The sequence below is a fragment of the Micromonospora maris AB-18-032 genome, from assembly GCF_000204155.1.
Taxonomy (GTDB): Bacteria; Actinomycetota; Actinomycetes; order Mycobacteriales; family Micromonosporaceae; genus Micromonospora; species Micromonospora gifhornensis.
On record NC_015434.1, the window covers coordinates 1,923,667 to 1,950,438 of the forward strand.

Below are 26,772 nucleotides of genomic sequence, written 5' to 3' on the forward strand. Positions count from 1 at the left end.
CCGCGACTTACTTCGAGAAGGGTCGAGCAGAGATGAAGTCAGCAAGCCGTATCGGCGTGGGTGGCCCGGTGGGCAGCGGCAAGACCGCCATCATCGAGACCGTCGTGCCCCGCCTGGTGGAGCAGGGACTACGCGTCCTGGTCATCACCAACGACGTGGTCACCACGGAGGACGCCAAGCACGTCCGGCGCGCGTTGACCGGGGTGCTGGTCGAGGAGCGCATCGTCGGCGTGGAGACCGGTGCCTGCCCGCACACCGCCGTCCGCGAGGACCCGAGCATGAACCTGGCGGCGGTGGAGGACATGGAGGCGAAGTTCCCCGACAGCGACGTGGTGCTGATCGAGAGCGGCGGCGACAACCTCACCCTGACCTTCAGCCCCGCGCTCGTCGACTACTTCATCTACGTGATCGACGTCGCGGCCGGCGACAAGATCCCGCGCAAGAACGGTCCGGGGATCTCCAAGTCCGACATCCTCGTGATCAACAAGACCGACCTGGCGCCGTACGTCGACGCCGACCTGGACGTGATGGCCCGCGACGCGGAGCTGATGCGCAACGGCAAGCCGTTCGTCTTCACCAACTGCAAGACCGGTGCGGGCATTGACGAGCTGGTCGATCTGGTGCGTCGCAACGTGCTGTTCGACGCCGAAGTGCTGGCATGACGACATCCCTGGATCTGGTCCGGGAACTCGCGCCGTACCAGGATCAGCCGGCTCAGCTGCCCGCCGCCGCAAACGGCAAGGTCGGGATGCTGCGGCTCGGCTTCGAGCGGCGCGGCGACCGGACCATCCTGCGCGACCTCTACCGACAGTCGCCGCTGCTGGTGCAGCGGGCACTGTACTGGGACGAGGAGATGCCGGGGCTGCCGTGCGTGATGATCCTGACCACCTCCGGCGGGGTGCTCCAGGGTGACCGGCTGTCCATGGACGTCGACCTGGGCCCCGAGGCGCAGGCGCACCTGGTCACCCAGTCCGCCACCAAGATCCAGGAGATGGACGCCAACTACGGCACCCAGCAGCAGAACATCACCCTCGCCGACGACGCCTACCTGGAGTTCCTGCCGGAGCCGGTGATCCCGTTCCGGCGCAGCCGGTTCGTCTCGCACACCCGGGTACGGCTGCCGGCCAGCGCCACCCTGCTCTACGCCGAGGTGCTCCAACCCGGCCGCAAGTACTACCGCGACGGGGAAATCTTCGCCTACGACCTGTTCTCCTCCCAGCTGCGGGCGGAGCGGCCCGACGGGCGAGGGCTGTTCGTGGAGAAGTTCGTCATCTCGCCCGGCCAGTTCCCGGTCGACCGGATCGCGATGATGGACCGCTTCCACGTCTTCGGCAACGTCATGCTGCTGACCGACACCGACCGGGCCGCACGCGTCTACGAACGGACCGCCGCCCCCGTCTGGGACGAGCAGACCCCGCTGGCCAGCGCGGTCAGCCGACTGCCCAACGACGCAGGTCTCGTCTTCAAGGTCCTCGGCCAGGAAACCGAGCCCGTCCGGGCGGCGGTCCGGGCGTTCTGCGCCGCCGCCCGCGAAGAGGTGGTCGGCTGCACCTTCCCACCCGCCTTCAGTTGGCGCTGATCGGACAGGAGACCGACGTGACGGCGATCGCGCGGCGCTGGGACGGGTTGGCCGACCACAACCCGCTCGTCCAGTTCATCGACGCCTGCCTTCGCGGACCGGCGCAGGTGGTGTTCCAGAACAACCCCCTGACCGGCGTGGTCATCCTCCTCGCGGTCGCCTGGGGGGCGTTCGACAGCGGGCACCCCCGGATCTTCGGTGGTGGCGTGCTCGGGCTGGTCGTCGGCACCGCGACCGCGCTGGCACTCCAGGTCGACCGGGCCTCCTGGCGCAAGGGGCTGTTCGGCTTCAGCCCCTTCCTGACCGGCATCGCCGTACCGACGTTCCTGGACCAACGGCCCCTGATGTGGCTCTACCTGGTGCTCGGTGCCGCGGGAACCACGGTGGTGACGCTCGCCCTCAACGCCGTGTTCAAACGGTGGGGTCTGACCGCGTTCACCTTTCCGTTCGTGCTCACCACCTGGGTGCTGCTGCTGGCCGCGTACCAGTTCGAGAGATTCACCGTGCTGACCCAGCTGACGCCGAAGTTCCCCGGCGAGGGGACGCTGACCGGCGGGCACTTCAACTGGGACCTGGTGCCGATCTTCCTGCGCGGAATCTCCCAGGTCTTCCTGATCAACAGTTGGGTCAGCGGCCTGCTGATCATCATCGCGCTGCTGATCAACTCCCGTTGGTCGGCGGTCTTCGCCATCGTCGGCGCGGTCGGCGCGACACTGCTCGCGCTCTGGTTCGGCGCCGACGGCACGAGCCTCGACAAGGGACTGTTCGGCTTCAACGCCGTGCTGACCGCGATCGCGGTGGGTGCGGTGCTGCATCGGCCGGGCCTGTTGGTGACCGGATACACCCTGTTCGGGATCGCGTTGACGCTGTTCATCCAGATGGCGATGGCCTCCGTGCTGACCCCGCTGGGCATCCCGGTGCTGACCGGCCCGTTCAACGTCGCCACCTGGCTGCTGTTGCTGCCCGACCGGCATTTCGCGCCGGTGCCCAATCACGAGCGGGTCAAAGAGACCGTCGTGTCGTCCGTCCGGCGTTCGGTCTGACCGACCGTACGCAGAAAGGGGCAGGTCGTGTCCGCTGATGTCGCCGTGAATCCGGGCGACACCGCCTGGGTGCTGGTCTGCACCGGGCTGGTGTTGTTCATGACGCCCGGCCTGGCCGTCTTCTACGGCGGAATGGTGCGCAGCCGCAACGTCCTGGCCATGCTCCAGCAGAACATGATCGCCCTCGGCGTGGTCAGCCTGACCTGGGTGTTCGTCGGCTACACCATCGCTTTCGGCGACGACGCCGGCAGCGGCCTGTTCGGCAACCTCGAACTGTTCGGACTGACCGACCTGAAGGTGCCACCCGCACCCCACCTGCACGTGGTCGACGCCCGGATCACCATTCCGGCGCTGGCCTTCGTCGCGTACCAGATGATGTTCGCGGTGATCACGCCCGCGCTGGTCACCGGGGCCACCGCGGGCCGGTTGAAGTTCGGCGGCTGGGTGCTGTTCCTGGCGATCTGGTCCATCGTGGTCTACGCGCCGATCGCGCACTGGCTCTGGCATCCCGGTGGCTGGTTGGCGAAGCTCGGTACCCAGGACTGGGCCGGCGGGATGGTCGTGCACGCCAGTGCCGGCGCGGCGGTCGTCGCCGTACTGCTGGTCGTCGGTCGACGCAGGAACTGGCCGCACGCGGCGGCACCGCCCAACTCGATCCCGCTGACCATCCTCGGCGCCGGGATCCTCTGGTTCGGCTGGTTCGGCTTCAACGGCGGCGACGGGCTCCAGGCCAACGGGGTTGCCGCCCAGGCGGTGCTCAACACCCACCTCGCCGCCGCCGCCGGGATGCTCGTCTGGCTGCTGGTGGAAAGGTTCTCCGACGGCCACAGCACGGTGGTCGGCGGGGTGTCGGGGGCGGTCGCGGGGCTCGCGACGGTCACCCCGACCGCCGGGTACGTCAACACGCTCTCCGCCGTCGCGATCGGTGCGATCGCCGGCCTGGTCTGCCATTTCGCGCTGCGACTGAAGTACCTGCTGCGGCTCGACGACGCGCTGGACGTGCTCGCGGTGCACTTCGTCGGCGGCATGCTCGGCTCGCTGCTGCTCGGCCTGTTCGGCGACAACGGCATCAACCCGCTCGGCCGCGACGGTCTCTTCCTCGGCGGTGGCGGGGGCCTGCTGTGGGACCAACTCGTCGGGGTGGTCAGCGTGGTGGCCTTCTCGTTCGTGCTGACCTGGTTGATCGCCGCCGGGATCCAGGCGGTGATCGGCCTGCGGGTGCCCGACAAGGACCAGGACCGGCTCGACCAGGCGCAGCAGGGCACCGACGCCTACCACCTGGGTGGCGTGACGAGCCTGGCCGCGCCGGGCGGACCACAGCGACGGCCCAGGCCGGGCGGTGCCGGTGCGGCCCCGGTGCCGGCCGGGCATCCGGTCAAGCTGGTCAGCGCGTTGCTCGACCCGTCCCGGGTGTCCGACAGCGGGATGCTGCGCGAGGAACTGCTCGGTGCCGGTGCGATCTCGCTTACCGTCTCCGACACCACGGCGGCGACCGAGGGGACGGTGCGCCAGGTGCTGCCGCGCGGCTACTGGCAGGAGCAGCCACTGCTGGCGCGTCTACGGCTCGACGTGCTGGTGCCCGCGGAAGCCGAGCAGGCCGTCGTCGACCTGCTCTCCCGCTACGAGCCGCGCCTGGTCTGGGCGTCCGACGTGGCACCGGTGGTGGTCAGGTAGCCGCCACGGACGGCCCTGGTCGCCCCGGCGACGGTGCATCGCTGGCATCATGAAGCGATGTCCGGGGCGGTGGAGATCGTCGACTACCAGCCCGCCTGGGGCGTGGACTTCACCGAGTTGGGCTCTGCGCTGCGCATCGCGCTCGGCGACGCCGCGCAGCGGATCGACCACATCGGTTCCACCGCCGTACCGGGCCTGGCGGCGAAGCCAGTCATCGACATCCAGATCTCCGTACTCACGTTGGAGCCGGTCGACGGTTTCCGACTGCCGCTGGAGCGGCTGGGTTACGTCTACCGAGCCGACAATCCGGAGCGCACGAAACGCTACTTCCGGGAACCGCCGGGTCGTCGCCGCACGCATGTGCACGTACGGCAGCTCGGTAGTTTCTCGCAGCAGCTGCCACTGCTGTTTCGCGACTATCTGCGAGCCCACCCAGCTGCGGCCGCCGAGTACGCCACGGTGAAGCGCCGATACGCCCAACAGTTCCGGCACGATCGGCAGGCGTATGTCCAGGCCAAGGATCCGTTCGTCTGGCAGATCGTTCGGCGTGCCGACGGGTGGGCGCAGCGGATCGGTTGGACGCCCGGACCGAGCGACGCCTGACCGGTCAGCCGTCGACCCAGCCGTGGGCGCGGCTGAACTCGACGAACCGTTCCCGTACCGCGATGATCTGGGCGCCGGTTAACGACGGTGAGCAGCGCAGCAGCACCTCCGTCACCGCGGTGGTGAACTCGGTGGGGGACAGGACGTCGCACAGCTCTTCGTCGCCCTCGACGCGCGGGCGCAGCCGCCGTTCGCCGCCGACGGCCATCGGCTCCGACTCGACGATCCGCACCGACGCGGCCTTCAGGCCACGATCGCTGTCCACGGCCTCGAACTCGACAGGTAGGCCGACCCGTACCAGGTGGCGGTGCTCGCCGAAGTCGTTGGCGTGGACGAAGACGTCCTCCCCGCCGGCGGACGGCGCGATGAACCCGTAGCCGCGAACCTCGTCAAACCGGATTATCTTGCCCACTGCAGCCACAACTACCCACCCCATACTCAACGCACACTCACCAGGTCCCGCTCTCGGCAGGCTATCCGGTCCGGGGGCGGCGGGGGAATCCCGCAGGTCGAGGAGGCGTTCCCCCAGGCATTCGAACGGAGGAGGGACACCATGAAGGTACGCAGCTCCCTGCGCTCGCTGAAGCAGAAGCCGGGTTCGGTGGTGGTACGCCGCCGGGGCCGGGTGGTCGTGCTGAACCGCGCCAACCCGCAGTGGAAGAGTCGCCAGGGCTGATCGCGCCCGGCGGTTGATGCTCTCGGCGATGCCCGGCAAATCGGACGGCCGGACATTGACAGTCGGAACTAGTCTCGCGACATGTCAGCTTCGGGGCGCGAACCGCAGCCGGCGACCAATCTCGTCTGGGCCCCCGACGACGTGCGCGCCGGCATCGAGCAACAGGTCCAGCCGCAGCAGAGCCTGCCGGGACGGGCCGCGCGGGCAGCGACGACGGCGTTCATCTTCGTCGCGCTGCCCGCTTTTGTCGTCTTCACGGCCACGACCCTCGTCGCACCGTCGGTGACCGACGACGCCGGCGTCGGCCGGGTCGCCCTCTGGGCCGGGCAGGTGGCCGTGCTGATTGCGATCGGCGCGGCGGTCGGTGCGTTGCGTACCCCTGCCGACCAGCCGGAACCGCCCACCACCTGGTCGATCGTGCGACGCCTCGGATGGCACCTGCTGTCCACCGGCGCCTGCACCGCCCTGGTGCTGGTGCTGCACGGGCTTGCTGTCGGCCAGATCCTCACGTTGGCGCTGCTGCTCGTCGGCGTGCTGCATCTGGTGCCGCTGATCGTGGCGCGGCTGCTGAGCAGGGCGGCCGGTCGGGGCCGGGCGGCGTAGCGACCCGGCCCCGAACCGACCACATCCTCAGCGCGCGGCGGCGTGCAGCGACTGCCAGGCGGCGTACCCGCCGAGCAGATCGGAGACGTCGACCCGGCCGGCGCTGCGCAGCAGGCTGGCCGCGACCGAGGAGCGGTAGCCGCCGGCGCAGTGCACGACGATCGGCCGCTCGGTCGGCACCTCGTCGAGGCGGCGGGTCAACTCGGCCAGGGGGATGTGCAGCGAGCCCTCGACCGCACCCTGCTCCCGTTCGCCCGCGTTGCGTACGTCGAGCACCACGGGCGGCTCGGGGCGTTCCTGCGCCTCGCGCAGCTCGGTGGCGGTGACCCGGCTGGCCCGGGTCATCTCGGCGATCATCTCCAGGAAGGCGGCCTCCGGCTCGCGGAGGTAGCCGAGCACCTGGTCGAATCCGATCCGGGCGAGGCGTACGACGATCTCCTCCTCGCGGTCCTGCGGCGCCACCACCAGCACCCGGTGCTCCGGGGAGAGGACGCTGCCGGCGGTCTCGGCGAACCGTCCGTCGGCCGGGATGTTGATCGCACCCCGCAGGTGGCCGGTGGCGAACTCCTGCGGGTCGCGGGTGTCGACGACCACCGCACCCTCGGCGTGGGCCTGGGCGAACTCCGCCGCGGTGAGCGGGCGGGCGGCCCGGTGCGGGTCGAACAGCTCGCGGGCCTTGCGGTTGAGCACGGCGTCGAAGGCGAAGTAGCCGGGCGCGGCCGGCTGCCCGCCGGTGACCAGGGCGACGAACTGCTCCTCGCTCATCGGGGCGCAGGCGTAGTTGGTGCGGCGCTGCTCACCGATGGTGGACTGCCGTTCGGTGGACAGGTTCTTGCCGCAGGCGGAACCGGCGCCGTGGGCCGGGAAGACGCGCACCTCGTCGGGCAGGCCCATCAGCTTGCGCTGGACGCTGTCGTAGAGCATCCGGCCCAGCTCGTCGGCGGTCACGCCGAGCGAGGCGAGCAGGTCGGGGCGGCCGACGTCACCGATGAACAGCGCGTCGCCGGTCAGCACCCCGTACGGCACCGGGGCGTCGGCGCGCTCGTGGACCAGGATGCTGATCGACTCCGGGGTGTGGCCCGGGGTTTCCATGATCTCCAGGGTCACCTCGCCGAGGCTGATCCGCTCCCCGTCGCGCAGCTTGCGGATCGGGTACTCGGTCTCGGCCCGGTGGCCGTAGCCGATCCAGGCTCCGGTGGCCGCCGCCACCTCCAGGTGGCCGGCGAGGAAGTCGGCGTGGAAGTGGGTGTTGATCACCCCGTCGATGGTCAGGCCGCGGGCCCGGGCGTCGGCGAGGTATTCCTCGATGTCCCGGCGCGGGTCGACAAGCACGGCACGCTTGGTGCTCTCGTCGGCGATCAGGTACGACGCCTGGGACAGGCAGTCCAGGTAGTACTGGGTGAACAGCATTTCTGCCAACTCCTCAACAGTGACGGCGGCGGATGTACCGCCTCCTAACGTATACCCCCGGGGGTATCTGAACGACAGTCGTGACCAACGCAACTTTCGCGCCACCCGTACGGTGTCTCGCGCTACACCGGTGGCCGGGGCGCGGGCGAGACCTCCGCGACGAGTTCGGGATCCCAGCAGCGCTCCCCGCACTGGCCGGCGTGCACCGCGAGGATCCGGGTGTCGGGCAACCGTCGCGCGAGTCGGGCCACGCTCCGACGGAGCTGGTCGCGATGCTCCTCGGCGGACACCGGATTGCCCGCGCAGTCGGCGTGCCCGGCGATGACAAGCGTGCCGCTGCCATGAGCCTGCTGCGACACCGCCACCTTCTCCAGTACGGCGGTCAGCCGCTGCTCGCCGGTCGCGGCCAACACCGCCTCAGGTCCCGGCTCCGTGATCGTGTCGAGGTAGTCGACGTCGAGGTGTTGTCGTACCCACTCGTCGAGCGGACGCTGGATGCGCCCGTCGATGCAGGTGACCATCGTGGCGAAGCGCTGCGACTCTGTCACCGCACCTCCCGGTCCGCGCCGCCACCGACCACCGCGAGGGTCGTTCTGTCCCCAACGGGAGTGCCTTCGGCCGCCGCCAGGGCGGTGGGGATGTCGGGGTGCACGTGGCCCGCGTCGCGGACGTACCGCCACACGCCGGCGCGATCGAGCAGATCGCGGACCGGTCCCCGGACGGTGGCCAGGTGCAGCACCACGTCGTGCCCGGCGAGTCGTTCGCGCAGCTCCGCCAGGGCGGTCGCGCCGTCGGTGTCGATGTCGGTGATCGCACTGGCGTCCAACACGATGGCCGCCAGTCCGGTCCGTTGTCCGGCCATGGTGAGCAACTGGTCGGACAGCCGTTGGGCGTTGGCGAAGTAGAGCGTGCCGTCGACCCGGACCACCGCGAACCGTGGGTCGGTGAGCAGGCCGGGGAACCGCTGCACGTTGCGGTACCGGTCGGTGTCCGGCACCCGGCCGAGTTCGGCGGTGTGCGGCCGGGCGGAGCGCCACACGAAGACCCCGAGGCTGAACGCCACGCCTGCGGCGAGCCCTGGCTCGACCCCGACGAGCAGGGTGACCAGGAAGGTCAGGGCCAGTGCCAGGCCGTCGGTACGGCGTACCCGCCAGGTGGTGGCCGCACCCTTGCGGTCCACCAGGCCGAGCACGGCGACCACCACGATCGCGGCGAGCACCGCCCGGGGCAGGTGGTGGAAGGCAGGTGTCAGCAGCAGCGCGGTGACCGCCACCATCGCCGCGGTCACCAGCGTCGCCACCGGCGTACGAGCGCCGGCGGAGAAGTTGACCGCGCTGCGGGACAGCCCGCCGGCCACCGGGAACGCCTGGAACAGCCCGGCCGACAGGTTGGCCGCGCCCACCGCCACCAGTTCCCGGTCCGGGCCGACCTGCTGGCGGGACTTCGCGGCGAGCGTCTTGGCCACCGCGATGCCCTCCAGGTACGCCACCAGCGCGATGGCGATCGCCGCCGGCAGGAGCGCCTGGACGTCCTGGCCGGACAGGGTCGGCAGCGCAGGTACCGGCAGACCCGCCGGCACGTTCGAGAGGATCTTGACGCCTCGGTCGCCGAACGAGAACGCGGCGCTGACCGCGGTGACACCGGCGACCACGAGCAGCGCGCCGGGCAGCCGTGGTGCGTACCGGCGCAGCAGCACCAGCGCGGCGACGCTGACCAGCGACACGATGATGGTCAGGCCGTGTGCGGTGGTGACCGCGCCCCACAACGCCGCGACGATCTCGGGGAAGGTCTCGGCGCGGCCCATGTTCAGCCCGAACAGGTCCTTGACCTGGCTGGCGGCGATGACGATCGCGGCCGCCGAGGTGAACCCGGACAGCACCGGATGCGACATGAAGTTGACAAGCACCCCGAGCCGCAACACCCCGAGCAGCACCTGGATGCCGCCGACCAGCAGGGCGAGCAGGGCGGCCAGCGCGGCGTACCGGGCCGGGTCACCGTCGGCCCGACCGGCCAGTGCCGCGCTCGTCATCAGTGCGGTGATGGCCACCGGGCCGACGGCGAGGGAGCCGGAGGTGCCGAGCAGGGCGTAGACCACCAGCGGCACGATCGAGGCGTACAGGCCGGTCACCGGTGGCATTCCGGCCAGGGTGGCGTACGCCATGCTCTGCGGCACCAACATGACGGCCACGGTCAGACCGGCTACCAGGTCGTGCCGGAGGATCTTCCGGTCATAGTGGCGCAACCACCCCACCAACGGCACCACTCGGGCCAGGCCCGAGCGGTCCTGGGTCGGATAGGTCGAGCTCATGCCCGCAGCCCCGGTGCGCGCAGCCGGGCGAGGGAGGCGTCGACGTCGCAGGCGGCACCCCTGTTGTACGGCAGCTTGGTCAGCATCATGCCCATGGCGCAGGTGTTGCTCAGCGCGGCGAAGGTCAGGCCGGCCCCGATGAACCCGGCCACGAACCGCGCCGCCGGCACCCAGATGCTGATCACGATCGACAGCAGGACGATGGCACCGGCCACCAGGCGCACCTGGCGCTCCAGGCTCCACCGCTCACGGCCCCGCTCGACCGGGCCGCCCGCGGTGATCCAGGCGTTCATTCCGCCGGTGACCACGGTGGCCGCGGGCAGCCCGGCGTTGACCAGCTTGGTGCACGCCTGAGTGGCCCGGGCGCCGGACTGGCAGATCAGCAGCATCCGACCGCCGGCGTCGTCGACGATCCGCCCCAGGTGCGCGTCGACCTGGTCCAGCGGCAGGTTGATCGAGCCGGGCACGTGAGCGCTGTCGTATTCCCCGGGTGTGCGCACGTCCACGATCAACGTGTCGGGGTTGTTGGCGATCAAGGCATGGGCGGTGGCGACGTCGACAGCGGGTGACGCATTCTTGGCACTCATGTGGCTGCTCCTTGGTGATCCGTGGGCATTGATACCCCCGGGGGTATCTGAATCGAGTATGGCCGAGCCGGCCGGCGACGGCAAACCGACGAAGGTCACCGATGGGTGCAGGTCGGGCTTATACCCCGGGGTGTATCGTTGATTCGGGCCGATCGAGAGGGGGGAACATGCAGGTCGACGAGAATGCGGTCGATGACGTGATCAAGCGGCTGCGCCGCGCCGAGGGGCAGATCCGAGGCGTCATCGGCATGCTCGAAGACGGGCGGGACTGCGCCGAGGTGGTGACTCAGCTCGCCGCCGTGTCGCGCGCCCTGGACCGCGCCGGATTCAAAATCATCGCCAGTGGTCTCCAGCAGTGCGTCACCGCCGCACCGGGCGAGGAGCGCAAGGCCAACCTCGACCAGATGGAGAAGCTCTTCCTGTCGCTGGCCTGACCGATCCCGTCGCCGACCCAGCCGATCCGATCGCCGGCCCAGCCGCTAGTGGGGCTGATCACTGCCGCATCACCCAGATCGGCAGGGGCTCGTCGACCCGGCCAACGACCTGCCACCCGGCCCGGCGATAGAACTCGACGTTGGCCGGGTTGCTGGTCTCCAGGATCGCGGGCAGGCCGTCCGCGGCGGCCCGACGCAGTCCGGCCGCCATGACCGCCCGCCCCAGCCCGCGCCCGGCGCTGTCCGGGCGGGTCCCCAGCACACCGAGGTACCAGAACGGCTCGGCCGGCAGGGCGGCGTGCACCGCGTGGTCGTAGGCGCGGGTGCGGGCCAGCGCGTCGGCGGGCAGGTGGGTTTCGAGCAGGTCGGTCGAGGTCGGATCACCGCCGGAGGGCGGCTGCCAGACCGCGGTCGAGGCACCCGGCCCGATCGTCCAGACCGTGCCCAGCCCGACCCGCTTGTCGAAGAGATGGCCGAAGAACACGGCGGCCAACCGCGGGTAGTCCTGCGGGTCGGGGAAGAGATGACGCAGCACCGGGTCGTCCGCGAAGGCGGCGACGAGAGCGCTTACCACCTGCGGACGATCCGCCGCAGTGGCGGTCAGGACCTCGGTCGACGACACAGGGTCGCACTGTAGCCGCCCCCACCGACATCGGTGGGGGCGGCTGTCGTCCACCCTGGCAGGGCCGGCGCGAGAACCGTCCCTGCCACGAGCGACCTACCGCAGGTGCGCCTCGATGGCCTCGATGATGCGGGGGCGCAACTCGGCCGCGCGGATGACGGCGTCGACGGAACCGACCTCGACCGCACGGTGAATGTTGTGCACCCGGTCGAACTCGGCGGCCACCTCACCGAGCTTCTCCGCCCGCACCGACGAACGCAGCTCGTCGAGTTCCGCGGTCAACTCGGCACGGTCGGTGCCGGCGGCGGCGGCGACCCGGGCCTGCATGTCCCGTACCCGGGCATCGGCGGCGGTACGGGCGTCGACGTCGCGGGAGAACACCACGGCGGCAGCCGGGGCGCCGCCCAGCACCGAGGCGAAGGAGCCCTCCAGTGCCAGCACCGTCATGTTCGGGTTCAACGCCTTGGAGAAGACCACGAACGCGCCACCGTGGTACCGCGAGATCACGCAGAACACGATGGGCCCACGGAAGTTCACGATCGCCCGGCCGATCTCCGCGCCGTACTCCAGTTGCAGCTTGCGCATCGACTCCGGTGAGCCGTCGAAGCCGGACAGGTTGGCCAGCACCACCAGCGGCCGGTTGCCGCTGGCCGCGTTGATCGCCCGCGCGGCCTTCTTCGACGACCGGGGGAACAGGGTGCCCGCCGTGTAGGTGTCCGGGCCGTCGGTGGGCGGGAAGCCGTGCCGGGGCACCGACCGCGACTCGATGCCGAGCAGACACACCGGGATGCCGCCGAGGTGGACGTCCTGCACCACCGCGGTCTCCGCGTCGGCCATCCCCGCCCACCGCTCCAGGACCGGGTGGTCCTGGTCGGACAGGGCCCGCATCACCGTACGGATGTCGAACGGCTTCTTGCGGTCCGGGTTGGCCTCGGCGGAGAAGATCTCGCCGACCGTGCTGAAGTCGCTGCCGGCCACCGAGTGCGGGAAGCCGGAGATGTCCCGGTCCACCGGGTCGGTGGTCTCCGTACGCCGAGGGGCCGACTCGCCCGGCACGACGTACGTGTGGTCGTAGTGCGCCATCAGCACGTCCCGCGCGGCGGGCAGGTTCGGCGCCCAGTACTGCGCCTGCCCGTTCGGACCCATCACCCGGTCGTAGCCGCCGATGCCGAAGTTGTCCTCCGCGGAGACGCCACCGGAGAAGTCCAGCGACTGCTTGCCGGTGAGCACCATCGCCGAATCCGGCGTCATCACCAGCACACCCTTGGTGTGCATGAGCATCGTGGCCTCGGCGTTCCAGTACGGCTGCGCGCCGACGTTGATGCCGGCCACCACGATGTTGATCTCGCCGCCGTCCTGGGTGAACTCGACGATCCGCTTGAGCGCCGCCGCCACCCAGTCCATGTTCTCGGTGCCCGAGGTCATCGAGATCCGGGCACCGGCGGACAGCGCGTACCACTCCAGCGGCACCTGCATCCGCTCGGCCAGATCCAGCGCGGCGATCACCCGGCGGCACTCCGGCTCCGACAACGCGCCGAGCGCCTTCGTCGGGTCGCCGAGCAGGATCACCCGGCTGATGCCCTGCGGGTGCCGGGCGGTCTTCGTGCTGACCACACCCGCGACGATCGCCGCGCTGTTGCGGCCCTTCGGCCGGTCCACCGGCACGAGCGTGTGGGTGTCGTCGAGGTCGTACTCGACGAAGTCGCCGAGCAGCCGGGTCAGCTCGTACGGGTAGACCGTGTTGCGGCTGCTGGCCCGCAGCACCTTCAGCCGGTAGTCGTCCAGCGGCTCGATCGGCTCGATCGGCGGCTCACCGACGGTCAGCTCGGCACCGCCGGTGGCGTCGAAGGTGATCCGGATCCCGACCTTGGTCAACTGGCCGGTGGCGCGGTCGCGCTGCCGCGCGATGAACAGGATCTCCTCCAGCCCGGCACCCGCCGTCGTCGGGCGTACCCGACCGGCGATCATCTCCATCTCGGCGCGGGTCAGGCCGCTCGGCGGCCACACGTAGATCACGATGCGGTTGGTGTGGAAGCGGGTCTTCGACGGTTGCAGGGCCCGGGCCCGGCGGATCGAGTCGAGACAGGCCGCCACCGCGTCCTCGGTGGTCGGCAGCGCGACCAGTCGACCGTCGTGGTCGCGCAGCTCGGTCAGGTCGCGTACCTGCGCGAACGCGACGAGCCGGTCGTCGGACGGGTTCTCCCGGGCCACGCACTGGAACAGGTAGACCTCCTCGTCCGCCGACGGCAGCCGGGTCAGGTCGAACTTGCGCAGCCGCTCCAACTGCATCCGCTGCGCGATGTACGGGTGCAGACCGCGGATCAACCGCTCCTCGGCCATCCCGGTGCTCGCCGGACGGAACGTGAAGTGGTGGTGCATGACCGCCCCGCCGCTGCCCGCGACGGTGGCGGTGAGCCGGCGTACCTGCGGTGGCAACGGCTGCGCGTTGATCACCGCGAGCAGCGCCGCCGCCATCGCGTCGAAGTCCTCCGGCTGGTTCTCCCAGGCCAGGTAGATGTCGGCGTTGACGGCCTCCTCGTCGGCGGCCAACTCGGCGAGCCCGCGCAGCGCGTCGCCCAGCGCGTCGAAGCCGACCGCGGCGGAGACCAGCGACGAGTCGGCCCGCTCGGCGACCACGAAGGTGCAGCCACCCACCTCGTGGGCGCGTACGCCGATGAGCTGCTTGTTGCCGTAGTACCGGCGGGTCAGCACCTCCAGCATCACCGTGTTGTCGAGGTGGTCACGCAGCAGTCGCTGGCCGAGCAGCCGGACCAGCGGCTCGGTGCTGCGTACCATCGCGGCGATCCGGTCGGCCCGGTCCGGCGCGTCCGGGTGGGCGTCCAGGTGCCGCAGGTGCTTGCGGACCTCCGCGTAGACGCGGGCCCGGTTGCGACGCAGCAGCGGTTGGGCGAACCAGGCGAATACCACTCCCCGGGCGAGGTCGGCGATCACCGGGAAGCGGACCTGCGTGGCGGCCAGCAGCCGCTCCAGGGCCAGACCGATCGGCTCGCGCAGCGACTCCTCCGGCGGCGGCTCCTGAAGCCACGCCCGCAGCAACGCCGTGACGACGGCGGCGTCGGCGGAGGCCCGCTGCTGGGCGAGGAAGATCCGGAAGACGGCGGCTTCGAGGTCGCCGCAGCGGTCCAGTTCGGTCACGCCGTAGTGCCCGAGGGCCCGGGCCAGCTTGCCCTGGAAGGTGGCCGGCAGGCCGGCCCGCTCGACGTCGAGGCTCTGCAGGTAGGTGTGGAAGAACTCCCGGTCGCTGTGCACGTGGGCGCTGCCGCCGTCCTCGCCGGTGGGCCGGTTGCGGCTCAGCTCGGCGAGGTCGGCGAAGACGTTGAGCAGGTCCAGTTCCTCGGCCAGCGGCCGGTGACCGTCCTCGGTGGCCTCCTGCCGGGCGACCAGGTAGTCGTCGAGCACCCGCCGGTCGTTGTGCGGGTCGACGTCGAAGCCGAGCAGCAGACCGCGCAGATCCTCCTGGCCGCGCCGGGCGCGCGCCAGCGCCGGGACCTGCCCGGGGGCGGTCGGCAGATCCAGTTCGACGGTGGGACCGGCCGGGTCGGTGCCGGGCTCGGCGTCGTCGTCGGCGATCGGGTCCAGCCGCAGCAGCGGCGCGCCCGCCTCCACCTGACTGCCCACCGAGACCGCGCACTCCTTGAGCCGCGCCCGGAACGGCGCCCGCAGCACCGTCTCCATCTTCATGGCTTCCAGCACCAGCACCGGCGCGCCCGCCTCGACCTCCGCGCCCACCGCCAACGGCGTGGCGACGACAAGCGCGGGCATGGGTGCCCGGAGCACGCCGCCCTCGTCCCGGCTGACCCGGTGCGTCACCCCGTCCACCTCGACCAGGTGGATCGGCCCGTGCGTGGCGGTGAGCAGGCGGTGCTGAGCGCCGTTGACGACGATCTGCCCGGTGTGCCTGTCGAAACGGTCGAGTTCGACGTCCGCGGTACGAACCTCGCCGCCGGCCTCGATCCCGACCCGGAACCGGTGCGCGCCGGTGCGCGCCACCCGCATGCGGTAGCCGACGCCGCGCAGCTTGAGGTCCAACGGTCGGCCGCCGACGTGCTGCACCTGTGGGCGTCCACCGGCCGCCGTGGCCAGCAGCCGGTGCCGCTCGCCGCGCTCCTCTTCCTCGTACGCCTCGATGGCGGCGGCGGCCAGCGCGACGGCGGAGTGCCGGTGCCCGACGAGCCCGCCGGCACCACGGACCCGGTCGATCCAGCCGGTGTCCGCGCTGGCGTCGATCACCTCGGGCTGGTCGAGCAGGTCGAGCACGAAGCTCTTGTTGGTCGCGCCACCCTCGATGATCACCGTGGTCTCGGCCATCGCCCGACGGAGTCGACCGAGCGCCTCGTCGCGGTCCCGACCGTAGGCGATGATCTTCGCGATCATCGAGTCGAAGTCGGCCGGGATGGTGTCACCCTCGCTGATGCCGGTGTCCACCCGGATGCCGGGCCCGGCGGGCAGGTCCAGCCGGGCCACCCGGCCGGGGGAGGGGGCGAAATCGCGGTCGGGATCCTCGGCGTTGAGCCGGGCCTCGATGGCGTGCCCCCGCTCGACCGGCGCCTCGCCTTCCAACCGTCGACCCGCCGCCACCCACAGCTGCGCCTTCACCAGGTCGAACCCGGTGGTGGACTCGGTGATCGGGTGCTCGACCTGCAGCCGGGTGTTGACCTCCAGGAAGGCGAACAGCCGGTCACCGGGGTGGTAGAGGAACTCGACGGTCGCCGCTCCGCGGTAGCCGACGGCCAGCGCCAACCGCTCGGCCGACGCCTTGAGCTCGGCGGCCTGCTCCGCGCTGAGGACCGGCGAGGCCGACTCCTCGATGATCTTCTGGTTGCGCCGCTGCACCGAGCAGTCGCGTACGCCCAGCGCCCAGGCGGTGCCCTGACCGTCGGCGATCACCTGGACCTCGACGTGCCGGGCGCCGGTGACCAGGCGCTCCAGGAAGACCACCCCGCTGCCGAACGCCCGCGCCGCCTCCTGGCTGGTGCGCTCGTACGCGTCGGCCAGCTCGGCCTCGCTCGTGATCACCCGGATGCCGCGCCCACCACCGCCGGCGGTCGCCTTGAGCATCAGCGGGTAGCCGATCTCGGCAGCCGCCGCCCGCGCGGCGTTGAGGTTCTCGACCGCGCCCCGGCTCCACGGCGCGACCGGCACACCTACCTGCTCGGCGAGCAGCTTCGCACCGATCTTGTCGCCGAGTTGGCGCATCGCCTCCGGGCTCGGCCCGATGAATGTGACACCGATCTTCTCGCACAGCTCCGCGAAGGCCGGATCCTCGGCGACGAAGCCCCAACCGACCCACGCCGCGTCGGCCCCGGTCGCCACCAGGGCGCGCTCCAGGGTCGCCAGGTTGAGGTACGGCCGCGCGGAGGCGGGGCCGAGCTCGTAGGCCAGGTCCGCCTCGCGTACGAAGGTGGCGGTGCGGTCCACGTCGGTATAGAGGGCGACGGTCTCGATCCGTGTCCCGGTCTGCGCAGCCAGTTCTCGGGCCGCGTGAATGAGCCGCATGGCGGCCTCACCCCGGTTGACGATGGCGATACGGCTGAACACCCGACCGACCCCTCCGGTAGACCTGTGACGTACGGTGCGCCGAGGACGGCAGCCCCGGCAGTGAACACTGTTCTGCCTGGAGACGGGTAGCGCCATGCCGTAACCGCCGAAGCCTGCGCGGCCGGGTTGTAGGAACCACACAAAACCTTTTGGTGTCTTCGCCTTAACTGCGCGATCCGGTCCTTGACCCGTCGCCCCCGGTCGGCGCGAAGACGACACGGCGGGGTCGTCGCCGGAAGTGGGCAACTGTCGGTGCGTCATGGCACGATTTCGCGGGTGACCAGCAGAGCCTCGGCCGAGCAACTGCGGGACCTGGCGCGGCTGCGTCGGGTCCGGGACCGGATCGACCGTGAGTACGCTCAGCCGCTGGACGTCGAGGCGCTCGCCCGTGGGGTGAACATGTCGGCCGGTCACCTCAGCCGCCAGTTCCGGCTCGCCTACGGCGAGTCGCCGTACGCCTATCTGATGACCCGGCGCATCGAGCGGGCGATGGCGCTGCTGCGTCGTGGCGACCTGAGCGTCACCGACGTCTGTTTCGCGGTCGGTTGTGGCTCGTTGGGCACGTTCAGCACCAGGTTCACCGAATTGGTCGGTGTGCCGCCGAGCACCTACCGGCGTCAGGCGCTCACCGCCGCCGCAGAGCTGCCCGCGTGCGTGTCGAAGCAGGTGACCCGGCCGATCAGGATTCGAGAAGCGTCGGTGGGCCGGCCGCAGCTAGCGTGACCGGCGCACACGAACGTTCACGGGGATGGAGAGATCGATGAGCAGGACCACGAGCGCGGGCGCCCCGTCGTCGCACGTCGCCGACAGCCACGACCTGATCCGGGTGCACGGCGCACGGGAGAACAACCTCAAGGACGTCAGCATCGAGATCCCCAAGCGCCGGCTGACGGTGTTCACCGGGGTCTCCGGCTCGGGCAAGAGTTCGCTGGTGTTCGGCACGATCGCCGCCGAGTCGCAGCGGCTGATCAACGAGACGTACAGCGCCTTCGTCCAGGGCTTCATGCCGACCCTGGCGCGTCCCGAGGTCGACGTGCTCGACGGGCTGACCACCGCGATCATCGTCGACCAGGAACGGCTGGGCGCGAACGTCCGCTCGACGGTCGGCACGGTCACCGACGCCAACGCCATGCTGCGGATCCTGTTCAGCCGGCTCGGTCAGCCGCACATCGGCTCGCCGCAGGCGTTCTCCTTCAACGTGGCGTCGATCAGCGGCGCGGGCGCGGTCACCATCGAGCGCGGCGGCGCCACGACGAAGGAGCGCCGCAGCTTCACCGTCACCGGCGGCATGTGTCCCCGCTGCGAGGGGATGGGCCGGATCAGCGACTTCGACCTGTCCGCGCTCTACGACGACAGCAAGTCGCTCAACGAGGGCGCCCTGACCATCCCGGGCTACAGCGTCGACGGCTGGTACGGCCGCATCTTCAGCGGCAGCGGCTTCCTCGACCCGGACAAGCCGATCCGCAAGTTCACCAAGCGCGAGCTGAACGACCTGCTCTACAAGGAACCGACCAAGATCAAGGTCGACAACATCAACGTGACGTACGAGGGCCTGATCCCGCGGATCCAGAAGTCCTTCCTGTCCAAGGACCGCGAGGCGATGCAGCCGCACATCCGCGCCTTCGTCGACCGGGCGATCACCTTCGGCACCTGCCCCGACTGCGGTGGCACCCGGCTCAGCGAGCTGGCCCGGTCCTCGAAGATCGACGGGCGCAACATCGCCGACCTCTGCGCGATGCAGATCAGCGACCTGGCCGAATGGGTCCGGTCGCTGGACGCGCCGTCGGTGGCGCCGCTGCTGACCTCGCTCGGGCACACCCTCGACTCGTTCGTGGAGATCGGTCTCGGTTACCTCTCCCTCGACCGGCCGTCGGGCACCCTCTCCGGTGGCGAGGCGCAACGCACCAAGATGATCCGGCATCTCGGGTCGTCGCTTACCGATGTCACCTACGTCTTCGACGAGCCGACCGTCGGGCTGCACCCGCACGACATCGCCCGGATGAACGACCTGCTGCTGCGGCTGCGGGACAAGGGCAACACGGTGCTCGTGGTCGAGCACAAGCCGGAGACCATCGCGATCGCCGACCACGTCGTCGACCTCGGCCCCGGCGCGGGTACGGCCGGTGGCTCGGTCTGCTTCGAGGGCACCGTCGAGGGTCTGCGGGGCAGTGGCACCCTCACCGGTCGGCACCTCGACGACCGGGCCAGCCTCAAGGAGAGCGTACGGACCGCCACCGGTGCGTTGGAGGTCCGTGGCGCGGCGACGCACAACCTGCGCGACGTCGACGTGGACATCCCGCTCGGCGTGCTGGTCGTGGTGACCGGGGTGGCCGGCTCGGGCAAGAGTTCCCTGATCCACGGGTCGGTGTCCGGGCGCGACGGCGTGGTGGCGGTCGACCAGACTCCGATCCGCGGCTCGCGGCGCAGCAACCCGGCCACGTACACCGGACTGCTCGAACCGATCCGCAAGGCGTTCGCCAAGGCCAACGGGGTGAAACCGGCCTTGTTCAGCGCCAACTCCGAGGGTGCTTGCCCGACCTGCAACGGCGCCGGCGTCATCTACACCGACCTGGCCATGATGGCCGGGGTCGCCACCACCTGTGAGGACTGCGAGGGCAAGCGGTTCCAGCCCGCGGTGCTGGAATACCACCTCGGCGGGCGGAACATCAGCGAGGTGCTGGCCATGTCCGTCACCGAGGCCGAGGCGTTCTTCGGCACCGGCGAGGCCCGTGTTCCGGCCGCGCACGCCATCCTGGCCCGGCTGGTCGACGTCGGGCTCGGCTACCTCAGCCTCGGCCAGCCCCTCACCACCCTCTCCGGTGGCGAACGGCAGCGGCTCAAGCTGGCCACCCACATGGCCGAGAAGGGTGGCGTGTACGTGCTCGACGAGCCGACCAGCGGCCTGCACCTGGCCGACGTCGAGCACCTGCTCGGGCTGCTCGACCGGCTCGTCGACGCCGGCAAGTCGGTGATCGTCATCGAGCACCACCAGGCGGTCATGGCGCACGCCGACTGGATCATCGACCTCGGCCCGGGGGCCGGCCACGACGGTGGCCGGGTCGTCTTCGAGGGCACCCCCGCCGATCTCGTCGCCACCCGTTCCACCGTGACCGGTGAGCACCTGGCCGGCTATGTCGGCCGGTGAGGCAGGTGGTCAGGAATCGAGAAGCCGCACCGGTCCGGGCGCGATTAGCGTGACCAGCATGAACATCACCATCAACGCGAGTTTTCTGCCGCACACCGACCCGGAGGCGGCACTGACCTTCTACCGCGACATCCTCGGCTTCGAGGTCCGCCTCGACGTGGGGCACGGTGGGATGCGCTGGATCACCGTCGGTCCGCCCGGGCAGCCCGACACCTCCATCGTCCTCACGCCGCCGGCGGTCGACCCCGGCATCACCGCCGACGAACGCGCCACCATCGCCGAGATGATGGCCAAGGGCACCTACGCCGGCATCCTGTTGGCCACCCCGGAGCTGGACAAGACCTTCGACCGGCTCCAGGCCGCCGACGTCGAGGTGGTCCAGGAGCCGACCGACCAGCCGTACGGGCGACGCGACTGCGCCGTACGTGACCCCGCCGGCAACCTCGTCCGCATCCAACAGGTGCCCTGAACCCATCGCAGCCGTCGTTGTGGCAGTGGAGCTGGTCCGCACCCCGGGTGCCGACCAGCTCCACTGCCACCACCAGGTGGGCGGGGTGGGAATGAGGGAGTGGTTAGGCTGCGGGGGTGGGCGAGGAGGGACGGTGGCTGGCGGAGCGGGTCGACCGGCTCGTCTTCACCGATCTGAGCACTGACCAGGTCACCGCACTGTTGGTCGACACCGTGGTCGACTGGGCGCAGGGGCGCGGCTGGCGGGTCTACCGGCGGGCGCCGAGCGTGCTGCCGCTGCCGCCGCCGATGTCCGCCCAGCAGTCGGTGCTCGACGTGGCCTGTGCCCGCCCCGACGGGCCGCCGGTCGTGGTCGAGATCGACCACGGCACCCGCCGCCGCACCTGGGAGAAGCTGCTCGCCGAGGCGGAAGCCGGACGGATCCCGCTCTGGCTGCGCTGGGGCACCGGCCGCTTCGCCCCACCGCCGCCACCGATCCAGATGGTGACCTGCGAGGTGACCGCCCGGCCGGATCCGGCCGGACGAGGCCGGGTGCACAGCCGGCTGCCTCGGGCCCGGATGCAGCCGCCGGCCCACTCCGCGGTACGGCTCGGTGAGCCCGCCGCCGTCGAACTGCCGTTGCCACCGGCCCCACCACCGGAATAACCACTGTCGCGCCTGGACGGTCCTCGAGGGTCGATGTCGGTGACTCCCCGAAGTGAGGCCGTTGCCGTACCATCGGGCTGATTTCCTACCTGGCCGGTGCGGAGGCCGCATGGACGAGGTGACCCTCGGGGCGCTCCGCCTCCTTGAGGAGGCGCAGGCCGGTGGCGCGGCGCAGGTGTTGACCGCCGCGGAGTCGGCACTTCGCGAACCCACCGGGCAGATCGGCGACGGCCCGGCGGCGATGCACTTCGCCCGCGTGGTGGCCCTGACCCGCCTGGGTGACCTGCGGGCCGCGATCGACGCCGCCGATCTGATGCTGGCCGCCGCCGACCGTGAGGGCAGCGCCGGCTGGCGGTCCTGCGCGCTGTCGCTGCGGGCGACCCGGCGGCTCCGCCTCGGCGGTCAGGACCTCGCCGAGTACGACATCGAAGCGGTGCTCCGCGATCTCGTCAGCGCGGAAACCGCCCTGCTGGCCGACGAACCCAACCCGGTGATCACGGGCAACGCGCACACCGGGATCGCGATCGGCTACGCCCAGCTTCGCCTCTACGAGTTGGCCGCACCCCAGTTCGAGGCGGCCTACCAGGCGACCCGGCACGCGTCCTATCCGGACAACGGCAACCGGGCGATGTGGCTGTGCAACCTCGCCGAGCTCAACCTGATCTGGGCGTTGGAGCTGTACCAGGTCGGTCGGATCGCCGAGGCGGAACGGCACACCACCGCTGCGGAGGAGTACGCGATGCGGGCGGTCGCCGAGGCGTCCGGCCCCAAGGCGGAGGTGTGGCGGCTCTCGGCCCTGCTGTACGCGGCGTGCTCCCGCGCCGACCGGCAGGACCCGGCCGCTGCGGCGGTCGACATTCCCCGCTACACCAACCTGCTGCGCGTTCACGGCCTGCCCGAACAGCATCAGGAGATCCTGCTGTGCCGGCCCTTCCACGCCGTCGCGCTGCGCCGGTCGGGGCGACCCGAGGAGGCGCTGCGGGTCATCGAGGAGGCCGTCGCCCTGCTGTCACCCGAGACCGACTGCCTGATCTCGGCGGCGGTGCACCGTACCCACGCGGTGCTGCTGGCGGCGACCGGCTCGGCCGGTGCGCGACCCGGGCTCACCTACGGCGACACCCTCGCCGAGTTGCTGTGGCGGCAACGGCACCACTGGCTGCACACCGCGATGACGATGCAGGCGTACGACGCGCTGCGGTGGCAGCACGAGCAGGCCGAGCGGGCGGCGCAGACCGATCCGCTGACGGGTGTGGCGAACCGCCGTGGTCTCGACAGGTTCCTGCGTGCTCTGGCCCATCCCGACGCCGCCGACCACCCGGTGGCGGTGCTCGCCGTGGACATCGACCGGTTCAAGCACATAAACGATTCGCTTGGCCATTCCACCGGCGACGACGTGCTGCGGGCGGTGGCGCAGCTGCTCACGACGAGCGTGCGGCAGGGCGACTTCGTGGCGCGGTTGGGCGGGGACGAGTTCGTCGCCATCCTGCCGGGCGCGGACGCCACGCTCGCCCGGCTGGTGGCGCAGCGGACCGTGGAGGCCGTCGCCGGCCTGACCGCCTGGCCGGCGCAGGTCAGCGTCGGGGTCGCCTACGGTCCGGCGTACTGCCTGGAGCAGGCGCTCAGCCACGCCGACAGCGCGATGTACGCGGCCAAGCGCGCGGGCGGCAACCGGGCCAGCTGCCTGGCGGTCTGACCGGCCCGATCCCTGCCGGGTTGAGGGCTGATGTGGCTCAGAGGTGGTCGCGGACCCAGTCGGCGAGCAGTCGGGCGCACTGGTCCACCGACTCCTGCCAGGTACGCGCCGCCCCGTCGCCGGCTTCGTCGCTGACCTGCTTGATCAGACGGACCGGTACGCCGAACCGCTGGGCGGTCGAGGCGACCGCGTAGCCCTCCATGTCGACCAGGTGGGCGCGGGTGGCCAGGGCGGCGCGGGCGTCGTCGTCGGCGATGAACTGGTCGCCGGTGGCGAGCACCGGGCCGTCGCCGAGGGCCAGCGGCGCGCCGACGGACTGACCGGTCAGCCGGCGGAGGAAGTCGGTGTCCAGGTCGTGTTGCAGGACGCTGCCCACCTCGTGGGTGCCGGCCCAGCCGGGGTGCAGCGCGCCGGCGGTACCGAGGTTGATCACCGCCGCGGGTAGCGGTGTGCGGGCCAGGGTCGCCGCGACGGCGGACGCCGCGTTGATCTTGCCCATGCCGGTGAGCAGCACCGGCAGGCGCGCATCGAGGTGGGCGGCCTCCTCCGCGAGGGCCAGCACGAGCAGCGGGCGATCAGGGCTGATCGTTCCTCGAAGATCCATCGGGCGATGGTAGCCGGAGACCGGGGCCGGTCAGCGGTGCCGGCCGGCCCCGACCGCACCCGAGGTGTCGAGCTTGTCGCGCGGAGCCGCCTCGCTCGCCCGGCGACGGTCGGTGCGGCAGACTCAGGTGATCGCGCGGCCGGCCGGGCCGCCGTACTGCCGGTCACCCGGCGGGAGGTGGGACGTGCGCATCGCGTTGTTCGTGACCTGCCTGGCCGACACCGTCTTCCCCGAGGCGGCGAAGGCCACGGTACGGCTGCTGGAGCGGCTCGGTCACGAGGTGGTCTTCCCGACCGAGCAGACCTGCTGCGGGCAGATGCACGTCAACACCGGCTACCAACGCGAGGCGCTGCCGTTGATCCGTCGACACGTACGGACCTTCGACCCGTACGACGTGATCGTGGCGCCGTCGGGGTCGTGTGTCGGGTCGGTGCGCCACCAGCACCCGCTGGTCGCCCGACGAGCGGGCGACGACCGGTTGGCCGGCCGGGCCGAGGACGTGGCGGCGCGGACGTACGAGCTGTCGGAACTGCTCGTCGACGTGCTCGGGGTGACCGATGTGGGCGCCTACTACCCGCACCGGGTCACCTACCACCCGACCTGCCACTCGTTGCGGATGCTGCGGGTCGGGGACCGGCCGCTGCGACTGCTGCGCGCGGTACGCGGTCTGGACCTGGTCGAGCTGCCGGACGCCGAGCAGTGCTGCGGATTCGGTGGGACCTTCGCGATGAAGAACGCCGACACCTCGACGGCGATGCTTGCCGACAAGATGCGTCACGTGCTGTCCACCGGGGCGGACGTCTGCACCGCGAGCGACTCCTCGTGCCTGATGCACCTCGGCGGCGGCCTGTCCCGGCTGCGTACCGGGGTCCGGACGGTGCACCTCGCCGAGATCCTGGCCTCGACCGAGCGCAGCGCGACCGCCGGTGAGCGTGTGGCGGTGCAGCCGTGACCCACACCTTCCTCGGCATGCCGTCGACCGCGCCGCCCGGCGTGGGACACCTGCGCGGCACGGAGCCGTTCCCGAGCGCGGCCCGGCGCAGCCTCGCCGACCCGCAACTGCGGCGCAACCTCGGGCACGCCACCGCGACCATCCGGGCCAGATCGGCCGGGATGATCGCCGAGGTGCCGGACTGGCAGCAGTTACGCGAGGCCGGCCGGGCGATCAAGACAGATGTCCTGGCGCGCCTGCCCGAGCTGTTGGAGCAGCTTGAGGAGCGGGTGACCGAGGCCGGTGCAGTGGTGCACTGGGCTGCCGACGCCACCGAGGCCAACCGGCTCGTCACCGACCTGGTGCGGGCCACCGGCAGCGAGCGGGTGATCAAGGTCAAGTCGATGGTCACCCAGGAGATCGGGCTCAACGAGGCGCTGGTCGCCGCCGGGATCGCGCCGGTGGAGACCGACCTGGCCGAGCTGATCGTCCAACTCGGTGACGACCGCCCGAGCCACATCCTGGTGCCGGCCATCCACCGTAACCGGGCCGAGATCCGGGAGATCTTCCTGCGGGCCATGCCCGGTGTGGATCCCGGGTTGAGCGACGAGCCGGCCGCCCTGGCCGCCGCCGCCCGTGGTTACCTGCGGCAGACGTTCCTCACCACGAAGGTGGCCGTCTCCGGGGCCAACTTCGCCGTGGCGCAGACCGGCACACTCGCGGTGGTGGAGTCCGAGGGCAACGGACGGATGTGCCTCACCCTGCCGGAGACGCTGATCACCGTGATGGGCATCGAGAAGGTGGTGCCGACCTGGCAGGACCTGGAGGTGTTCCTGCAACTGCTGCCCCGCGCCTCGACGGGGGAGCGGATGAACCCGTACACCTCGATGTGGACCGGTGTGACGCCGGGGGACGGGCCGCAGGCGTTCCACCTGGTGCTGCTGGACAACGGCCGCAGCGCCGTACTGGCCGACCCGACCGGCCGGCGGGCGTTGCACTGCATCCGCTGCTCGGCCTGCCTGAACGTCTGCCCGGTGTACGAGCGCACCGGCGGACACGCCTACGGGTCGGTCTACCCGGGGCCGATCGGGGCGGTGCTGTCCCCGCAACTGACCGGGGTGGCCGACAACGCCTCGCTGCCGTACGCCTCGTCGCTCTGTGGCGCCTGCTACGACGCGTGCCCGGTGATGATCAACATTCCGGAGTTGCTTGTGCAGTTGCGCGACCAGGCACCGCACCCGCGCGCCGAGGCGGCGGCGATGGCGGCGGCCGCGTACACGATGGACCATCCGCGGTTGTACGAGGCGGCGCAGCGGGCGGTACGGCTGAGCCGGCTCGCCGGACGGCGTGGGCGCGCGCTGCCGCCGCCGCTGGACGGCTGGGCCGCAAGTCGTGATCTGCCCGACCCGCCGTCGCAGACGTTCCGCCAGTGGTGGGCCGGGCGATGAGCTCCCGGGACCTGGTGCTCGGTCGGCTGCGCGCCGCCCTCGCCGCCGGTGGCCCGGTCGCTTCCGTCGAGGTGCCCCGGGACTACCGGCACACCGGCCCGCTCGACCTGGACCGGTTCGTCGCGCGGCTGATCGACTACCGGGCCCGGGTGCACCGGGTGAGCGAGGACGCCGTCGCCGACACGATCGCCGCGATCCTGCCGGCGGGAGCGACGGTCGTCGTACCGCCGGGGTTGCCGTCGGCCTGGTTGCCGTCGACGGTGACCGTGCGGCCCGACCGCGACCTCGACAACGGGCGGATCGCGGCGGCGGACGCCGTGGTCACCGCCGCGGCGGTGGCGGTCGCCGAGACCGGCACGGTCGTCCTCGACGGCTCACCCGACCAGGGTCGACGGGTGCTCAGCCTGCTGCCGGACCGGCACGTCTGCGTGCTGCGGTCGGCCCAGGTGGTGGCGACCGTGCCCGAGGCGCTCGCCCGGCTCACCCCGCGGCGTCCGCTGACCTGGATCAGCGGTCCGTCGGCCACCAGCGACATCGAACTCGACCGGGTGGAGGGCGTGCACGGGCCGCGCACCCTGCACGTCGTCCTGTTGCCCTGATCCGACGACCACGCTGCCGACGCAAGGCCCGTTCGGTCGACGGCCGGCTCCGGTCGGGCCCCGGATCTTCGTCACGACAACCGTTGTATCGACGATCGTCGACTGAAAGACTCGGTGTGGATCGCGTGGGGAGTCGCGCGA

The 26,772-nt window shown here is 71.0% G+C and carries 24 protein-coding genes; 16 read left to right on the forward strand and 8 right to left on the reverse strand.

Going from position 1 to position 26,772, the window contains the following annotated elements; all coding sequences use genetic code 11:
* Positions 1–32: 32 nt before the first annotated feature.
* The 5 genes from ureG to VAB18032_RS08910 are packed head-to-tail and all read left to right on the forward strand — an operon-like array spanning position 33 to position 4,899.
* Complete coding sequence (gene ureG, locus VAB18032_RS08890) at positions 33–662, forward strand: urease accessory protein UreG (RefSeq protein WP_043720154.1); 630 nt, start codon at positions 33–35, stop codon at positions 660–662.
* The gene (locus VAB18032_RS08895; protein WP_013732467.1) at positions 659–1,579 is read left to right on the forward strand and encodes an urease accessory protein UreD; all 921 of its coding nucleotides are present in this window, start codon (positions 659–661) and stop codon (positions 1,577–1,579) included. The genes ureG and VAB18032_RS08895 overlap by 4 nt, the downstream gene beginning before the upstream one ends.
* 17 nt (positions 1,580–1,596) lie before the next feature.
* Entirely contained in the window at positions 1,597–2,622 is a 1,026-nt protein-coding gene (gene yut / locus VAB18032_RS08900; protein ID WP_043723534.1) for an urea transporter, read from the forward strand.
* 27 nt (positions 2,623–2,649) lie between these two features.
* Positions 2,650–4,296, forward strand: a complete 1,647-nt coding sequence (locus tag VAB18032_RS08905; RefSeq protein WP_050814571.1) for an ammonium transporter — start codon at positions 2,650–2,652, stop codon at positions 4,294–4,296.
* Positions 4,297–4,353: 57 nt separating this feature from the next.
* Positions 4,354–4,899: a GrpB family protein gene (locus tag VAB18032_RS08910; RefSeq protein ID WP_013732470.1), complete on the forward strand. Its 546-nt coding sequence runs from the start codon at positions 4,354–4,356 to the stop codon at positions 4,897–4,899.
* Between the two features lie 4 nt (positions 4,900–4,903).
* On the opposite strand, the gene VAB18032_RS08915 is transcribed toward VAB18032_RS08910, so the two are convergent.
* On the reverse strand, positions 4,904–5,335 hold the full coding sequence (locus VAB18032_RS08915; protein WP_043720157.1) for a cold shock domain-containing protein: 432 nt from the start codon (positions 5,333–5,335) through the stop codon (positions 4,904–4,906).
* A 117-nt stretch (positions 5,336–5,452) separates the two neighbouring features.
* Here VAB18032_RS08915 and VAB18032_RS08920 point away from each other — a divergent pair, with 117 nt between their 5' ends.
* Positions 5,453–5,575, forward strand: coding sequence for a 50S ribosomal protein L36 (locus tag VAB18032_RS08920; RefSeq protein WP_013732472.1), 123 nt, complete (start codon positions 5,453–5,455; stop codon positions 5,573–5,575).
* A gap of 81 nt (positions 5,576–5,656) precedes the next feature.
* Entirely contained in the window at positions 5,657–6,178 is a 522-nt protein-coding gene (locus VAB18032_RS08925) for a hypothetical protein (RefSeq protein WP_043720160.1), read from the forward strand.
* A gap of 27 nt (positions 6,179–6,205) precedes the next feature.
* Here the strand turns inward: VAB18032_RS08925 and VAB18032_RS08930 are convergent, their stop codons facing one another.
* The 4 genes from VAB18032_RS08930 to VAB18032_RS08945 form a co-directional block, all read right to left on the reverse strand.
* Positions 6,206–7,588 (reverse strand): MBL fold metallo-hydrolase, encoded by a 1,383-nt coding sequence (locus VAB18032_RS08930; protein ID WP_013732474.1) that lies wholly within the window; start codon positions 7,586–7,588, stop codon positions 6,206–6,208.
* Between the two features lie 122 nt (positions 7,589–7,710).
* Positions 7,711–8,136 carry a carbonic anhydrase gene (locus VAB18032_RS32775; protein WP_013732475.1) on the reverse strand — a complete coding sequence of 142 codons (426 nt, stop codon included), beginning with the start codon at positions 8,134–8,136 and terminating at the stop codon, positions 7,711–7,713.
* On the reverse strand, positions 8,133–9,896 hold the full coding sequence (locus tag VAB18032_RS08940) for a SulP family inorganic anion transporter (RefSeq protein ID WP_013732476.1): 1,764 nt from the start codon (positions 9,894–9,896) through the stop codon (positions 8,133–8,135). Before VAB18032_RS08940 ends, VAB18032_RS32775 begins: the two co-directional genes overlap by 4 nt.
* Positions 9,893–10,483, reverse strand: coding sequence for a rhodanese-like domain-containing protein (locus VAB18032_RS08945; protein ID WP_013732477.1), 591 nt, complete (start codon positions 10,481–10,483; stop codon positions 9,893–9,895). The genes VAB18032_RS08940 and VAB18032_RS08945 overlap by 4 nt, the downstream gene beginning before the upstream one ends.
* 167 nt (positions 10,484–10,650) lie before the next feature.
* On the opposite strand from VAB18032_RS08945, the gene VAB18032_RS08950 reads away from it, so the two are divergent.
* Positions 10,651–10,917, forward strand: a complete 267-nt coding sequence (locus tag VAB18032_RS08950) for a metal-sensitive transcriptional regulator (protein ID WP_013732478.1) — start codon at positions 10,651–10,653, stop codon at positions 10,915–10,917.
* A 58-nt stretch (positions 10,918–10,975) separates the two neighbouring features.
* On the opposite strand, the gene VAB18032_RS08955 is transcribed toward VAB18032_RS08950, so the two are convergent.
* Together VAB18032_RS08955 and VAB18032_RS08960 are read right to left on the reverse strand one after the other, a co-directional pair.
* A complete protein-coding gene (locus VAB18032_RS08955) occupies positions 10,976–11,539 on the reverse strand; it encodes a GNAT family N-acetyltransferase (RefSeq protein ID WP_013732479.1) in 564 nt (187 codons plus the stop codon).
* 96 nt (positions 11,540–11,635) lie between these two features.
* Positions 11,636–17,098, reverse strand: coding sequence for an ATP-binding protein (locus tag VAB18032_RS08960; protein ID WP_013732480.1), 5,463 nt, complete (start codon positions 17,096–17,098; stop codon positions 11,636–11,638).
* Between the two features lie 276 nt (positions 17,099–17,374).
* On the opposite strand from VAB18032_RS08960, the gene VAB18032_RS08965 reads away from it, so the two are divergent.
* The 5 genes from VAB18032_RS08965 (at position 17,375) to VAB18032_RS08985 (ending at position 23,049) form a co-directional block, all read left to right on the forward strand.
* Entirely contained in the window at positions 17,375–17,821 is a 447-nt protein-coding gene (locus tag VAB18032_RS08965; RefSeq protein WP_013732481.1) for a helix-turn-helix transcriptional regulator, read from the forward strand.
* Positions 17,822–17,858: 37 nt separating this feature from the next.
* Complete coding sequence (locus tag VAB18032_RS08970) at positions 17,859–20,243, forward strand: ATP-binding cassette domain-containing protein (protein ID WP_013732482.1); 2,385 nt, start codon at positions 17,859–17,861, stop codon at positions 20,241–20,243.
* 58 nt (positions 20,244–20,301) lie between these two features.
* Positions 20,302–20,712 carry a VOC family protein gene (locus VAB18032_RS08975; RefSeq protein ID WP_013732483.1) on the forward strand — a complete coding sequence of 137 codons (411 nt, stop codon included), beginning with the start codon at positions 20,302–20,304 and terminating at the stop codon, positions 20,710–20,712.
* A gap of 116 nt (positions 20,713–20,828) precedes the next feature.
* Complete coding sequence (locus tag VAB18032_RS08980) at positions 20,829–21,356, forward strand: hypothetical protein (RefSeq protein ID WP_013732484.1); 528 nt, start codon at positions 20,829–20,831, stop codon at positions 21,354–21,356.
* Positions 21,357–21,465: 109 nt separating this feature from the next.
* Complete coding sequence (locus VAB18032_RS08985; RefSeq protein WP_013732485.1) at positions 21,466–23,049, forward strand: GGDEF domain-containing protein; 1,584 nt, start codon at positions 21,466–21,468, stop codon at positions 23,047–23,049.
* 37 nt (positions 23,050–23,086) lie between these two features.
* On the opposite strand, the gene VAB18032_RS08990 is transcribed toward VAB18032_RS08985, so the two are convergent.
* Positions 23,087–23,653, reverse strand: coding sequence for a nucleosidase (locus VAB18032_RS08990; RefSeq protein WP_043720163.1), 567 nt, complete (start codon positions 23,651–23,653; stop codon positions 23,087–23,089).
* Between the two features lie 184 nt (positions 23,654–23,837).
* On the opposite strand from VAB18032_RS08990, the gene VAB18032_RS08995 reads away from it, so the two are divergent.
* The 3 genes from VAB18032_RS08995 to VAB18032_RS09005 are packed head-to-tail and all read left to right on the forward strand — an operon-like array spanning position 23,838 to position 26,631.
* Positions 23,838–24,605 carry a (Fe-S)-binding protein gene (locus tag VAB18032_RS08995; protein ID WP_013732487.1) on the forward strand — a complete coding sequence of 256 codons (768 nt, stop codon included), beginning with the start codon at positions 23,838–23,840 and terminating at the stop codon, positions 24,603–24,605.
* A gap of 17 nt (positions 24,606–24,622) precedes the next feature.
* On the forward strand, positions 24,623–26,032 hold the full coding sequence (locus VAB18032_RS09000; protein ID WP_043723550.1) for a lactate utilization protein B: 1,410 nt from the start codon (positions 24,623–24,625) through the stop codon (positions 26,030–26,032).
* Positions 26,029–26,631, forward strand: a complete 603-nt coding sequence (locus tag VAB18032_RS09005; RefSeq protein WP_043723555.1) for a LutC/YkgG family protein — start codon at positions 26,029–26,031, stop codon at positions 26,629–26,631. Before VAB18032_RS09000 ends, VAB18032_RS09005 begins: the two co-directional genes overlap by 4 nt.
* The last annotated feature ends 141 nt before the right edge of the window (positions 26,632–26,772 follow it).